Source organism: Microbulbifer sp. MI-G, from assembly GCF_030440425.1.
Classification (GTDB): domain Bacteria; phylum Pseudomonadota; class Gammaproteobacteria; order Pseudomonadales; family Cellvibrionaceae; genus Microbulbifer; species Microbulbifer spongiae.
This window is the reverse complement of sequence record NZ_CP098023.1, coordinates 1148876-1162744: the sequence shown is the minus strand read 5'-3', so window position 1 is coordinate 1162744 and position 13869 is coordinate 1148876. Positions and strand designations below refer to the sequence as shown.

Annotated in this window: 12 protein-coding genes; 8 read left to right on the top strand and 4 right to left on the bottom strand. The window is 56.7% G+C overall.

The features are described 5' to 3' along the window. The first annotated feature begins 39 nt into the window (after nt 1-39). The 6 genes from gatC (at nt 40) to M8T91_RS04765 (ending at nt 5797) form a co-directional block, all read left to right on the top strand. Entirely contained in the window at nt 40-327 is a 288-nt protein-coding gene (gene gatC / locus M8T91_RS04790; RefSeq protein WP_301417337.1) for an Asp-tRNA(Asn)/Glu-tRNA(Gln) amidotransferase subunit GatC, read from the top strand. 71 nt (nt 328-398) lie between these two features. Continuing rightward, complete coding sequence (gatA, locus tag M8T91_RS04785) at nt 399-1850, top strand: Asp-tRNA(Asn)/Glu-tRNA(Gln) amidotransferase subunit GatA (RefSeq protein ID WP_301417335.1); 1452 nt, start codon at nt 399-401, stop codon at nt 1848-1850. 17 nt (nt 1851-1867) lie between these two features. Continuing rightward, a complete protein-coding gene (gatB, locus tag M8T91_RS04780; protein ID WP_301417333.1) occupies nt 1868-3319 on the top strand; it encodes an Asp-tRNA(Asn)/Glu-tRNA(Gln) amidotransferase subunit GatB in 1452 nt (483 codons plus the stop codon). A 77-nt stretch (nt 3320-3396) separates the two neighbouring features. Beyond that, complete coding sequence (locus M8T91_RS04775) at nt 3397-3696, top strand: PA4642 family protein (RefSeq protein ID WP_301417331.1); 300 nt, start codon at nt 3397-3399, stop codon at nt 3694-3696. A 21-nt stretch (nt 3697-3717) separates the two neighbouring features. Continuing rightward, nucleotides 3718-4557: a sulfate transporter CysZ gene (gene cysZ, locus M8T91_RS04770; protein WP_301417329.1), complete on the top strand. Its 840-nt coding sequence runs from the start codon at nt 3718-3720 to the stop codon at nt 4555-4557. 148 nt (nt 4558-4705) lie between these two features. Beyond that, the gene (locus M8T91_RS04765) at nt 4706-5797 is read left to right on the top strand and encodes a glycosyltransferase family 4 protein (RefSeq protein ID WP_301417328.1); all 1092 of its coding nucleotides are present in this window, start codon (nt 4706-4708) and stop codon (nt 5795-5797) included. A gap of 173 nt (nt 5798-5970) precedes the next feature. Here the strand turns inward: M8T91_RS04765 and M8T91_RS04760 are convergent, their stop codons facing one another. The 3 genes from M8T91_RS04760 to M8T91_RS04750 all read right to left on the bottom strand — a co-directional run bounded on the left by M8T91_RS04760 (nt 5971) and on the right by M8T91_RS04750 (nt 9599). Then, a complete protein-coding gene (locus M8T91_RS04760; protein ID WP_301417326.1) occupies nt 5971-7119 on the bottom strand; it encodes a hypothetical protein in 1149 nt (382 codons plus the stop codon). Between the two features lie 285 nt (nt 7120-7404). After that, entirely contained in the window at nt 7405-8922 is a 1518-nt protein-coding gene (gene rhlB / locus M8T91_RS04755) for an ATP-dependent RNA helicase RhlB (RefSeq protein WP_301417323.1), read from the bottom strand. Between the two features lie 47 nt (nt 8923-8969). After that, nucleotides 8970-9599, bottom strand: coding sequence for an HvfX family Cu-binding RiPP maturation protein (locus tag M8T91_RS04750; RefSeq protein ID WP_301417321.1), 630 nt, complete (start codon nt 9597-9599; stop codon nt 8970-8972). 428 nt (nt 9600-10027) lie between these two features. Between M8T91_RS04750 and M8T91_RS04745 the strand changes: the two genes are divergently transcribed. Beyond that, a complete protein-coding gene (locus M8T91_RS04745) occupies nt 10028-11428 on the top strand; it encodes an MATE family efflux transporter (protein ID WP_301417319.1) in 1401 nt (466 codons plus the stop codon). 88 nt (nt 11429-11516) lie between these two features. After that, nucleotides 11517-12953: a succinylglutamate desuccinylase/aspartoacylase family protein gene (locus M8T91_RS04740; protein ID WP_301417317.1), complete on the top strand. Its 1437-nt coding sequence runs from the start codon at nt 11517-11519 to the stop codon at nt 12951-12953. Between the two features lie 8 nt (nt 12954-12961). Here the strand turns inward: M8T91_RS04740 and M8T91_RS04735 are convergent, their stop codons facing one another. Then, nucleotides 12962-13864: a cation diffusion facilitator family transporter gene (locus M8T91_RS04735; protein WP_301417315.1), complete on the bottom strand. Its 903-nt coding sequence runs from the start codon at nt 13862-13864 to the stop codon at nt 12962-12964. Nucleotides 13865-13869 lie beyond the last annotated feature (5 nt).

Genomic DNA, 13869 nt, shown 5'->3' with positions numbered 1-13869 from the left:
GTCTTCGATTCGCAACCCAACAGGAGGAGCTTCATCGCCATGGCTGTGGATACGCAAACCGTAGAGAAGCTGGCGGAACTGGCCCGCATTGACATATCCGAAGAAACCCTGGAAGAGGTCAGCCACCGTCTCGGCGAGGTCCTGCAACTGGTGGATCAGTTACAGGCAGTCAATACCGACGGCATCGCACCCATGGCACATCCTCTGGAAGAGGAACAAACGCTGCGCATTGACGCCGTGACGGAATCCGACAGGCGCAAAGAGTTTCTCGCCCTGGCGCCGCAGACAGAGGAGGGTCTGTATCTGGTGCCCAAAGTGATCGATTGAATGGGTTTTATCAACAAACTCCGCCCGACAATCCCCAGTCCCCGGTTTGTTTAGAGTCTAAAAGGAATACTATGCATCAGCTCACTATCGCCGAGATCATCCTCGGACTGCGGAGAAAGGTGTTTTCCAGTACCGAACTTACCCGCCATTTACTCGACCGCATTCAGCAGCTGGACAGTGGATTCAACAGTTTTATCACGGTGACCGAAGAGCGGGCCCTGACCCAGGCCAAAGCTGCCGACCAGCGCCTGGCCGGCGGGGAAGCACCGGCGCTGTGTGGCATACCCATCGCCCACAAGGATATTATCTGCACCAGCGGCGTGCGCACCAGTTGCGCTTCTAAAATGCTGGATAATTTTGTGCCCCCCTACGATGCCACCATTGTCGAAAAGTTGAATGCGGCAGGCGCGGTCACCCTGGGGAAAACCAATATGGATGAGTTCGCCATGGGCTCCTCCAGTGAAAGCAGCTACTACGGCCCGGTAAAAAACCCCTGGAACACCAGCTGTGTCCCCGGCGGCTCCTCCGGGGGTTCTGCCGCGGCTGTGGCGGCTCTGCTGGTACCAGGTTCTACCGCAACCGACACCGGCGGCTCTATCCGCCAGCCGGCCGCCCTGACCAATACCACCGGCCTGAAGCCCACCTACGGACGCGTTTCACGCTGGGGTATTGTAGCCTATGCCTCCAGCCTGGATCAGGCCGGACCCATTGCGCGCACCGCCGAGGATGCAGCCTACCTCCTCTCCGCCATGGCCGGTTACGACCCCAGGGATTCCACCAGCCTGAATCGACCACAAAGCGACTTTGGCAAAGGTCTGAATAATGCCCTTACCGGGCTCAAGATCGGCATTCCCACCGAGTACTTTGGGGAGGGACTAAACCCCCGCACCGCTGCCTGCATACAGGAAGCCCTCCGGGAGTACGAGCGGCTCGGGGCACAATTGCTGGACATCAGCCTGCCCCACAGCAAGCTGGCGATTCCCGCTTACTATGTGATCGCGCCGGCAGAAGCCTCCGCCAACCTGTCCCGTTTCGACGGGGTACGCTACGGATATCGTTGCCAGACTCCTGAGGATTTGCGCGACCTGTACAGACGCTCCCGCGGCGAGGGCTTCGGCGAGGAGGTGCAACGCCGCATTCTGGTCGGCACCTATGCGCTGTCCGCGGGCTATTACGATGCCTATTACAACAAGGCTCAACAGGTGCGCCGCCTGATCAAACAGGACTTTGCCAGCGCTTTCGAGCAAGTAGATGTGATTATGGGACCCACTACGCCCGCCCCGGCTTTTAAACTGGGTGCCAAAAGTGCCGACCCCGTGGCTATGTATCTGGAAGATATCTACACCATCGCCACCAACCTGGCGGGGCTGCCAGGTATGTCCATCCCCTGCGGATTGGTTGACAATTTGCCTGTAGGCCTGCAAATCATAGGCAACTACCTGGATGAGGCGCGCATGCTCAATATCGCTCACCGCTATCAGCAGGCCACCAACTGGCACACTGCCAGCGCTATCGCTGTATAAGGAAAGGAGTCTTCATCGTGGAATGGGAAATTGTGATCGGGCTGGAAGTACACGTCCAGCTATCCACCAAGTCGAAACTCTTCTCCGGTGCCAGCACCCGCTTCGGTTCAGAGCCCAATACCCAGGCCTGTGCCGTCGACCTGGCCATGCCGGGTACCCTGCCGGTGCCCAATGAAGAGGCCTTCCGCTACGCGGTCATGTTCGGCCTGGCCATGCAGGCACGCATCGGCAAACGCTCCGTTTTTGAGCGCAAAAACTATTTCTATCCGGATCTGCCCAAAGGTTACCAGACCACCCAGCTGAATCAGCCCATCGTGGGTGCCGGTGAAGTGGAAATCTATCTTGCAGACGGCGGCAACAAAACCGTGCGTCTCCACCACGCCCATCTGGAGGAGGATGCCGGCAAATCTCTGCACGAAGACTTCCACGGCATGACTGGTATCGATCTCAATCGCGCCGGCACGCCTCTGATTGAAATCGTCTCGGAACCCGATATGCGCAGTGCAACCGAAGCGGTTGCCTTTTTGAAAAAAATCCACTCTGTTGTAACCTATCTGGGCATTTCCGACGGAGATATGTCCCAGGGCTCCATGCGTTGCGACGCCAACGTCTCATTGCGGCCAAAAGGCGAAACTGAGTTGGGCACACGCACGGAATTGAAAAACATCAACTCCTTCCGTTTCGTTGAACGCGCCATCAGGGCGGAGGCTGAGCGCCAGATTGATATTCTGGAGGACGGTGGCAATATCGTGCAGGAAACCCGCCTCTACGACGTCGACAAAGATGAAACACGCTCACTGCGCAGCAAGGAAGTGGCCAATGACTACCGCTATTTCCCCTGCCCTGATTTACTCCCGGTTATACTCAGTGACGACTATATCGAACAACTCCGCGTCCAGCTCCCCGAGTTACCTGACGCCAAGGCCGCGCGCTTCCAGTCCGAGTACTCACTCTCCACCTACGATGCCAACCTGCTCACTCAGGAGCGCGCCACTGCCGATTATTTCGAAACCGTCAGCAGGGCTTGCAATGCGCCCAAACTGGCAGCCAACTGGATTACCGGAGAGATAAGCGCGTTGCTGAAGCGCCAGGAGATCACCATCTCCCAATCGCCGGTTTCCCCACAACAACTGGCCAGCCTCATTGTGCGTATCAAGGACAATACCCTTTCCAGCAAGATTGCAAAGCGAGTCTTTGAAGCTATGACAAAGAGCGCGGACATGGCCGATGAGATCATCCAGAAACATGGCTACACACAGGTATCCGACAGCCGTGCGCTCGAGAAAATGGTGGATGAGGTGATCGCAACCAACAGCACGCAGGTGGAAAACTACCGCAAGGCGGACGAAGCCAAACGGCCAAAAATGATGGGCTATTTTGTTGGTCGGATCATGAAAGCTTCCAGTGGGCAGGCCAATCCGCAAATGCTCAACAAGATTCTCAAGGAAAAGCTCGATGCCCTGCTTTGAGCGCCGATAGCAGAAACCCTGCTGGTTGGCTGGCCAGAACTACCGCATATCATATTGCATGAAATAAGGATTGGATTTTGAACCTTAAAAAAGACAAGCAAAAGGTCCTAGGGGAACTCTTTGATGAGAAACGCATCGCCGGTTTCCTGGTTGGCGAGGCACCTGAAGGCATTAACCGGGATTACCATCTTCTAGAGCGCGCTTATCGGAGTATGCGGGTAGAGAACTTCGCCACTTTTGTACAGCTTTTTCAAGCCCAGGGGCTGGACCTGGACTGTCCGGGCCCGGATGGCAAAACCCTGTTGGCCCGCATCAATGAGCACCGTCTGGGTGGCGGCTACAGCGAAATCCTGAAAGCCGCCGGCGCCCGCTCCTGACAGCTGGCAAGAGGTAACAGTATGACTTCCAACCCTGTACACGGTATCGACGCCTTGCTGCGCGGTGCTCACCTTATCACCCGCCGTGAGCTGCGACCCTTTATTCTGGTGCCACTGCTGATCAACCTTGTTTTGTTTATTGTCATCAGCGCCATTATGATCTCGCAACTCGGCGGCCTCACCGACTATCTTGGCAGCCTGCTCACCCACACACCGGTTGACACCGAAAATATGTCCTGGTGGGAAACAATCATGGCCAAGGGCGCCGCCTGGGCAGCCAGTGTGTTTCGCTGGCTCGCCTGGACCATTGCCCTGCTGGTACTGTTCTTGTTTCTGCTTGTATACGGCTACCTGTTTGGCATTATCACAAATATCATCGCCGCTCCATTTAACGGCCTGCTCGCGGAAAAAGTGGAGGCGCTGCTGACTGGCAAGGCGCCGCCGACCGAACCCCTGCTGAGTATGGTTTGGCGCACACTCGGGCGGGAATTGCGCAAGCTGGGATATTTTATTGCCTGGGGTCTGGTTATTTTCCTGATCGCCACCGTCACCAGTTGGACCATCATTCTTCCCGCAGTACTCACCGCGCTTTGGGGCGCATGGTGCATGGCGATACAATATGTGGATTACCCACTGGACAATCACCAGCGCCCCTTCTATGAATTAAAAAGCGTGCTGCGGCGCCGCAAACTCACCAGCCTCGCGTTTGGCGGAACCGTCATGCTTGCCAAGATGGTTCCGATTTTAAATATTTTCGTGATGCCTGCCGCTGTAGCGGGCGGTACCGCGCTGTGGATTGAGCGCTTGCGCAAGGAGGGAGACCCTGGTACAAAAACGCATTCTGCCATACAACCCCACTAGGGATTGGTGGAAATACATGCTGCCCGCTAGACGCTGCGCGCCACACAAACCCGTGGCAGAACCCCCGTTCCGCCGCGCTCAGTCATCTCCGCTGTAGCCAATACCTCCTCGGCCAGCTAAATTGTTGTACGCTGCCATGAATATTTTAATGATCAGCAATACATTCCCGCCCTCTATCGGTGGAGTTCAGACACATGTACTCGAACTTTCCAAAGCACTGGTCAAGATCGGTCATCACGTCCAGGTACTGACCCGAAAACCAGACGGTAACATACCCCTTCGTGACCATTTTGACGGAGTGAGCGTAGAGCGTCTCACATTACCCAACAGCCATTTACTGTATGACTGGCTGCTCCGAAGGCGTATTCGGCAAACAGTCCGCGCACACCAGATAGATATCATTCACGTACACGGAATGCGCCCCTTGAATGCCTGCAGGGGATTATCCATCCCGGTAATATTTACCAACCACACCTCTTCATTTATCAAGAGGGCACAGGGAGGGGAGAAAACCCGCAGGAAAATGCTGAGACAGCTGGAGGTCGCCTCAGCGACACTGGCTGTCAGTGAGATCCTGATCGAAAAAACCAAGGAAACCGGCTACCAAAAGCCTATCCTTTTCACTGGCAATGGTGTTGACACCTCCGTCTTCCATCCAGGTGAATCGTCTTTAAGAACTAGACTGGCTATTCCCGAGAGTGCCTACATAATCGCTATCGGCTGCCGGCTCGAACCAGTGAAAGGGGTACGCTTCCTTGCCCAGGCTGTTGCCGCCATCGACGATTCCCGTTTGCATCTAGTCATCGCCGGCGAGGGCAGTGAATCCGCCGGGATCAGAGACATCTTAAAAAATAAAATAAAGTCCGGACATGCTCACTTTTTAGGAAATGTCAGCCACCGGGAAATGTCCGATATCTATAGGGGGGCAGACGCCTCTTCACTCCCTTCTTTTATGGAGGGAATGAGTATTGCCGGGCTCGAAGCCATGGCGTCGGGATTGCCGCTTATCGCGTCTGACGTTGGCGGCACACCTTACATTGTTCAAGATGGCGTCACCGGGATATTAACCAGGCCCGGGTCATCAGAGGGCCTAACAAATGCAATTCTGAGACTTTTGCACAACCGTGAACTCAGCAGGGATATGGGAAGTTGTGGACTCAAGACCGTAAGAGAACAATTTACCTGGGAAAAAATTGCCCAGCAAACTCTCACTATTTACACAAGGACATTGGTCGCATAGCAATTCGACCCTCTACGATGCCGGGAAAGATCTATCTGCGAAAAAACAGCGGCAGGATGATTATCCCTTCCCCCACCCGCTTTCCAGGCCCACCAATGATGCACTGCAAACACTCAACACAGGCTTTCCACTTGTGTTTCCAGCCATGGACCTGAGTCAAATCCGTGTAAAATCTATCTCCCGGAGCGCTTTCTTCCCTTGATCAGCCGGTACCATGGTTTCCGCACCTGGGCGATATGTGCTGTGGGGGTCAGGCACTGTGCCAAGCCCTCAAGCTCCCCTGCCAGTGCGGCATCTATTACTCCCTCCATCAACAGTGTCCTGATCCGGCCAATAAGCAGTGTGTCCCGCAGCCCCTCCGGCGCCTGCAACCCAGCAGCAAACAGTTCGGGAACCCAGGCAGCCAGATCCTGTAAGCACAGGCGGTCATTACCCCGCTCAGGGTAACTGCTGAAATCGCCGTTAAATGCCAGGCCGGAACCATGTTGCAGGTAGTGGTCATTGAGCAGTTGATTGGATTGTTTAAACTGCATAAAAAAATCCACTGCAGCACTGCGAGAAGGTTTCAACACCGTCTTGTCACTGACCATTACCGGCTTGAGTTTTTTAATCTCAGATTCCGCCACCCCCAATTCAAGCAGCTTGTGGGTCAAGAGGAACTGTTTACGGCCTATACCCTCATTCACCCGGCAGGGGGGAATGACCAGATCCCGCCCTAGAAACATCGAGAAGTCACTGATAATATCCCCACCCCTAAGCGTCTCACTGGAGAACTCCCTGATCGTAAGTGATGTTCTACCAAAAACCCTTTCCCACAGTTGCAGTTTGGCAAAATAATCATAATAAATTTTAATATTTTCATCTAACCGGGGAAAAGCACCTTCACTGTGTCCAAACAGCTTGCTCGAAGAACTCATGTTCGAAACACATCCGCGCGCAGACTGTTTTTTAAAGGAAACGGCCTGCAAATCCTGCCTGCGCAGATACATAACGACACGGATATCGTCAAAATATTTTGAGCAGACTGCGTAGACCTGCTCTATATCCCTGTGCATATGCAAGAAACACAGGTGCTCGGCAGAAACGATTGTGCTCTCACCGGTACTGCTTGCCAGCAGCAAGTCAAGGTGCTGATTCAGCCTGAAAAACACGCGCCCACTGCGCTTAAAAACCTCAACGGCAGCAGAGGAATTCCCCTTTTTACCAAGGGACAGAAACTCAAATCCTGTAGTCTTTAATTGCTCGGCGTAGTGCTTTAAAGCCAGTTGCAGGGAACTGGAGCCTGTTTTGTGAAAGCCAATATGGAGATAGAGCGTACGCATCCAAAATCCAGTCATTTCACTTGCAAGGGAAAATAGCCGAATGCAAGGCAGGTTCCAATACGAAGAGAGCCGCTCAAGCCTACGGAATGCCGATAGTGTGATTACCCCAGTCACAGGGAGTGACTGTAAGATTCTAGGACAGAAATAAACGGCGTGAAGGAAAAGAAGAGCGAGACAGTGAAAACTGATACTTTCACCACAGTTTCAACACTACCTGGACCGGAAGCTTGGATTATTCGGCAGTGTCGCTGGATCGGGTTACCCTGTGTGCAGTCAAAGGGCGGATTACCGGGGACGGCCTCGACCGCCGCCGCGACGTCCGCCATGGCCGCCTCTATGGCCCCTGTCACCCCCGCCATGGCGGACTTCAACCACAGGGGGCTTTTGTAACAGCGCTTCCGGTGGAACCTCGCATTTCAGTTTTTGCCCCAGTAACTGTTCTATCGGCTCAAGGCGCATAGCATCATCTTCACAGGCGAAGCTGATAGAGGTACCCGTTTTACCGGCACGGCCGGTACGGCCAATACGGTGCACATAATCCTCCGGTTCCTCTGGCAGTGTGAAATTCACCACGTGGCTGATGCCGTCGATATGGATACCGCGGCCGGCAACATCGGTGGCCACCAACACTTTGGTCTTGCCGGACTTGAAGTCGTTCAGGGTGCGCACGCGCTTGTTCTGCGCCACTTCGCCGGAGAGCAGGCCCGCAGAGATACCGTGGGCCAGTAGGTGTTCGTGCAGGCGGCGGCACTGGTCTCGGCGGTTGGCGAATACAATCAGGCTATCCACATCGCCACTTTGCAGTATGTTATACAGAAGGGCATATTTTTCTTCGCTTGCGGCTAAGTACACGTGCTGTTCTACGGAGTCGGTGGCCACCCGCTCCGGCTCGATTTCCACCAAGACCGGGTCATCGGTCCACTGTTCAACCAAAGCATCAACTTCGGGAGTAAAGGTCGCAGAAAAGAACATAGTCTGGCGGTGGGTTTTGCGCGGAGTCTGGCGCACGATACGACGCACCTGGGGAATAAAGCCCATATCCAGCATGCGGTCGGCCTCATCGATCACCAGAACCTCCACCTGGTCCAGATAGCAGTCGCGGTTGCCGACAAAATCCAGCAGTCGCCCGGGCGTGGCGACCAGGATATCCACCAAACGCTCATTCAGGTTGCGCTGCTGCTTGTCGTAATCCATCCCACCCACCAGGGTGTGGATTTCCAAGCCGGTATATTTACACAGTGCCCTGGCATCATCGGCAATCTGCATCACCAGTTCACGGGTCGGGGCGATGATTAAAGCGCGGGCCTCACCGGCATAACGCTCTCCATCAAAGGGGTGGCGCAGCAGGTCGTCGATAACGGTAATCAGGAAAGCCGCGGTCTTGCCGGTGCCGGTCTGCGCCTTGCCCACCAGGTCATGCCCGTTGAGGGTGTGTGGCAGAGACCGCCCCTGAATAGGCGAACAGTACTGGAAGCCCAGGTCGTAAATACCACGCATCAGCTCCAGGGGCAGATTCAGATCGTGGAAGCGAACCTTGCCCGCCTGCTCCGGAACCTGGAATGCATCCAGTGACCAGGGGGTGGCGAGTCGTTCAGATTGAGATCTGCGACTGCGCTGACGCCCCCTGCTGTGGGACGACTTGCCACCGCTTTGGCGAAGCTGCTCCCCGCTCCGGCCGGATTTATGCTCGGGCGCCTTGCCAGGCGATCCCGGACCCTCGTTAGAGCGCCGGGAGCGCTCTTTGCCCCGGGGGGGATTTTTGTCCTCAGTAGAGGTGGAACGGCGAAACAGCTTGCCTATCAAGGGAGATACTCGCTCAAATATTCAAATAGCTGGCGAGTATACCATCTCTAGCTGGGGTCCCGCCCGCAATAGCGTCGGCACAGCCAGTAATCGATACTGAAAAAACGGCCCGCTCCGCTGCAGAGCAATGCCAGCAACATAATGAAATAGGTCGCAGCAAATTCAATACCGTTTTTCAGGATGGTGATATTGCCAGCTTCCACCAGCCATTCGTAGTTGCCGTGTTCCTTCAACAGTGCAACCACCCGCTCCTTGCGCAGGACCGCATCGTCGATCAGATCCTCACGCCACTCCCAGGGCGCTGTCAGGGTCTTATCCGGCAGCGCTGACCAGCCGTTTTCCCAATGCGCCGTCAGCGCCGCAATCGCCATCACAAACATCAGCGGAATCGCCACCAGACGGGTGCCAAAGCCCACCAAAATGGCAATACCACCAAAGAATTCCACCAGCGCCGCCAGCCAGGCCATCAACATCGGGGCGGGCAGTCCCAGGCCCCAATCCGGGTTGCCAAACCATGCCGCAACATCTTCAATACTGCCCATCTTGTTAAGGCCGGCCATAATAAATATCGGCGCCAAATAGATACGCAAAGCCAGTGGGCCCAACCAGTCGATCTTGCGCACAAAATGCAGGAAGCAAGCATACCAGCGCCCCAGGCTATTCATCGCACCACTCATTATCTTCACTCTCCCTTTCGGTCTATTTGTTCACTTTAGTCGAGCGGGCACAACATCTGTTACACAGGGGCTTCACCCCCAAACGCGCAGGTCAGCGCAAAGGTTACTTTCATTGCTGCCATCTGCAGGAATGGATATCTTGATATCAGAAACTGGCCATTGTGAACAAATTCTGCAGCTGCAGCACCCTCGCTCCACAGGTCGTGCCCGGACCGATCCCAATAGTCACTGGGCCAAATCCGGGTTTCGCCGTAAAATAGCCGGTTCTTTAGTTGGTGACGGGAGACCCGTGCGGTCAACTGCCTTTTGGTTGGCCACGGCGATCTACTGGCGGCCCTTTTGCAAAGCCGGTTTACCAATACCACACTCTTTGGCTGATTGCCCTCGATCTTCGACTGGTATACAGCGCTGAAATCTGGTTTTTTTCTTTGTTGAAGCTTTATCGACACGCCATTTCCACTGAACTGTCACACCTGGCCACGCTGGGTGGGCCCCTGGCGGTCAGTAACCTGGCCGTTGTGAGCATGGGTGTTGTGGATACCATCGTGGCCGGTCGCGCCGGGGAAGTGGACCTGGCAGGCCTGGCACTCGGCGCCAGTATCTGGGCGGTATGCGCTGTGACCCTGATCGGTTTGCTCGCAGCGGTATCCCCGCTTGTGGCTAACCTGCGCGGTGCGAGGGATGAAAAAGGCTGCGCACGGCAGCTGCACCAGGGGCTGTGGATCGCATTCGTCGGCGGCCTCCTGGTGGTTCTGGCCCTGTTGGCGGTACCGGTCTGGAGTCAGTGGATAGACACGGAAGCCCCTGTACGACAGGTACTACAAAGCTATATCCTGGCCCTGACCGTCGGCACCCTGCCCTTCGCCCTGGGCACAGCCCTGCGCGGTTACTGCGAGGGCATGGGACAGGTGCGCCCGGTTATGCGCATCTACCTCGCCGCAGCGATACTCAACATTCCGCTGGATATGCTCTTTGTGTTTGGCGCCGGCCCGATACCTGCCATGGGTGGTGCCGGCTGTGGCTGGGCCACTGCCGCGCTCAGCTGCCTGATTGCCCTGGCGCTGTTCTGGCACGCCTGCAGCGACCCCGCATACCGTGCGCTTAAACTCAAATTGACACCCTCCAAGCCCCATTGGCCCACCCTCCTGCACCTGCTGGCAGTGGGATTGCCGGTGTGTGTCGGTGCCGCCAGTGAGGTCACTTTCTTTGCGAGCCTGACCGTTTTGCTGGCACCATACGGTGCGGCGATCCTCTCCGCCCACCAGATCGGTATGAACGTGGGCTCAATCTTCTATCTGGTGGCTCTGGCGCTCGCTCAGGCCCTGAGTATCCGCACTGCCCAGTTACTGGGTCAGGGGCGGCCCAAACGGGCCCTGTTTGCGGGCAAGGTGGGGATTGGTACTGGAGTACTTTACGCGCTGGGCACCGGGGTCCTGCTGATCAGCCTGCGCAGTGTTTTTGTACAGATCTACACCAGCAGTGCAGAGATTGTCGCCGTTGCCACCAATCTGCTGTTGCTCTGTGCGGCATTCCAACTGGTTGATGTCGCCCAGGCCATGACCTGGGGCGCCCTGCGGGGATACAAGGACACCCGCGTGCCCATGTTTATCCAGCTTTTCTCCTACTGGCTGGTGGGGCTCTCCAGCGCCTATTGGCTGGGGGAAAACTTGTGGGGAGTGTATGGCTACTGGACCGGGGTCTGTATCGGCCTCGGCACCGCCTCAATCCTGCTGGCAATGCGCTTTTGGCACACCAGCCGCAGGGCCATCACCATGGCCCGGAGGCCATCTATCGCCAGGGAGGCTTCTCAACTGCGGGGAACATCCTGATCGGGCCCGCGCTCCAAGTGTGCGCCTGTGTCGGGCAAAAACACTACCGTCGGCGCCGTACAAACTCAATGACTGACCGGAGGAAACCATGATCCCGCGCCTCTCCCCAAGCAGAATCCAGTGCTTGCTGGGCCTCTCCCTGCTGGTGACCGCTTCTCAGGGCCTGGGAGGAACCGATCCGGCGCAACATTCGATTGTGCCCGAGGTGGAAAACCTGCAGCCGGACATCACTCTGCCCGCACCGCCAGTGCCCAGCGGTGATACGCCGCGCCCACCTGATGCGGGTCCGGACAGCAGTTCTCAGACACCCCTGCCCCAGGCGGAAAACCTGCAGCTGGACCAGCCCATCGCAAACATGGAGCCCGCACATACCGCCAAGCAAGAGGCGCAGGAGCAACCTGTGCAGGAAATCACCACAGCGGAAACCCTCTCACCAGGACCCAGGGAAACCGCCAAGCCCCTGCGTCTGCTCGGTACCGAGGTACCCCCGGCAACCGCTACCCGCCTGGCCTGGTCTCCCAGCCAACACTTTGAAGGCGTCTACAGCCCCACCCCGGTACTGGTGGTGAACGGAGCCAGACCGGGGCCGGTACTGTGCCTTACCGCCGCGGTGCACGGCGACGAACTCAACAGTATAGAAACCGTACGGCGGGTGCTGTACGACCTGAATGCCGAACACTTGAGCGGCGCCGTTATCGGGGTGCCTATCGTGAACCTGCAGGGCTTTCACCGCGCTTCCCGCTACCTCACAGATCGTCGCGATCTCAACAGGCACTTCCCTGGCGACCCCCATGGCTCTTCTGCCTCACGCATCGCCCATTCGTTTTTTCACGAAGTGATCAGCCATTGCAATGCCGTGGTCGACCTGCACACAGGCTCTTTTTATCGAACCAATCTGCCCCAGCTGCGCGGCGACCTGAGCAATCCGAAAGTCGTGCAAATGACCAAGGGCTTCGGTGCCACCGTGGTGCTGCACAGTACCGGTGCCAAAGGCACACTGCGCCGCGCCGCTGTCGAGGTGGGCATTCCTACCGTTACGCTGGAGGCGGGGGCACCCATGGTGCTCGACGAACCATCCGTCAGCCACAGTGTGAAAGGAATCCGCACCCTCCTGAACCAACTGGGTATGGTGCACAAATTTCGCCTGTGGGGTGACCCGGAGCCGGTGTATTACAATTCCACCTGGCAGCGCGCCACCACCGGCGGCATCATCTTCAGTGCAGTGCAGCTCGGCGAGTTTATAGGCCGGGGAGACCTGCTCGGCACGGTCACCAACCCCATTACCAATGTGCGCACCGAAATTCGCTCAGAACACAACGGGCGTATTCTCGGTATGGCGTTGAACCAGGTGGTACAGCCCGGTTTCGCGGCCTACCATATCGGTATCCAGGCGCCGGAAGAACAGATCAGCAAACCTCAGAAAGTGGTCACAGAGGCCCCCGCAGCCGAGCAGGCCGGGGTAGTCAAACCGGCACACACATTCCCCACTGAGACGGTCCCGGAATCCCTCAACGATGAAGATTGAACCCGGTATCAGGGTGTGCTGACCCTGTCGATAATCACGGGCCCGACCTGATCAATCGGTTCCGGTTGCAGGGTAATATGCTCGATACCAAAGCGCTTGATCAGGGTTTCCCGCAGGCGCTCCAGCACCGCCGACCAGGCCGACAGGTCGTCCACCACAATATGTGCTGAAAGCGAAACGGTACTGGAATCCAACCGCCAGATATGCAGATCGTGCACGGAGCGCACTCCGCTGACCTGCGCCAGAGTCTCACCCACCACCGGCAGACTCAGCTCCCGCGGTACCCGCTCCATCAATACATCGACCGCATCGCGCAGCAAGCGCACACAGGAAATCAGGATTAGCAGGCAGATCAACAGGGACAGTAACGGATCAATGGGTAACCAGCCGCTCAGGTAGATCACCGCACCGGAGACCAGCGCAGCCATCGAGCCCAGCAAATCCCCCATGACATGCAGCAGAGCCCCGCGGATATTGATTGTGCGCTCACCCCGGTAGAGTGTCCAGGCTGCCAGGACATTGACCAGCAGCCCGATAGCAGCAATCAGCATCACTGTAGCGCCCTGCACCGGCTGTGGGTTGCGCAGCCGGTCAATCGCGGCAAAGGAAATACCAGCGACGATCAGCAGCATAATCACACCGTTGATCACCGCCGCCAACACCTCCGCCCGGCCCCAGCCAAAAGACAGATCGCGATCCGCCGGTTTTTTTGCCAGCGCCGCAGCGACAGCCCCGAGCGCCAGAGCAAAAGCATCCGTGAGCATATGTCCGGCATCACTGAGCAGTGCAAGGGAACCGGACAGCCAGCCTCCCACCAATTCCACAAAGGAGAAACCCAGTGTGAGCAGGAAAGCAATCAGCAGCGGGCGCAAGGCGCCATTGCCGTTGCGATGGTGGACGTGATCGTGCACAGACC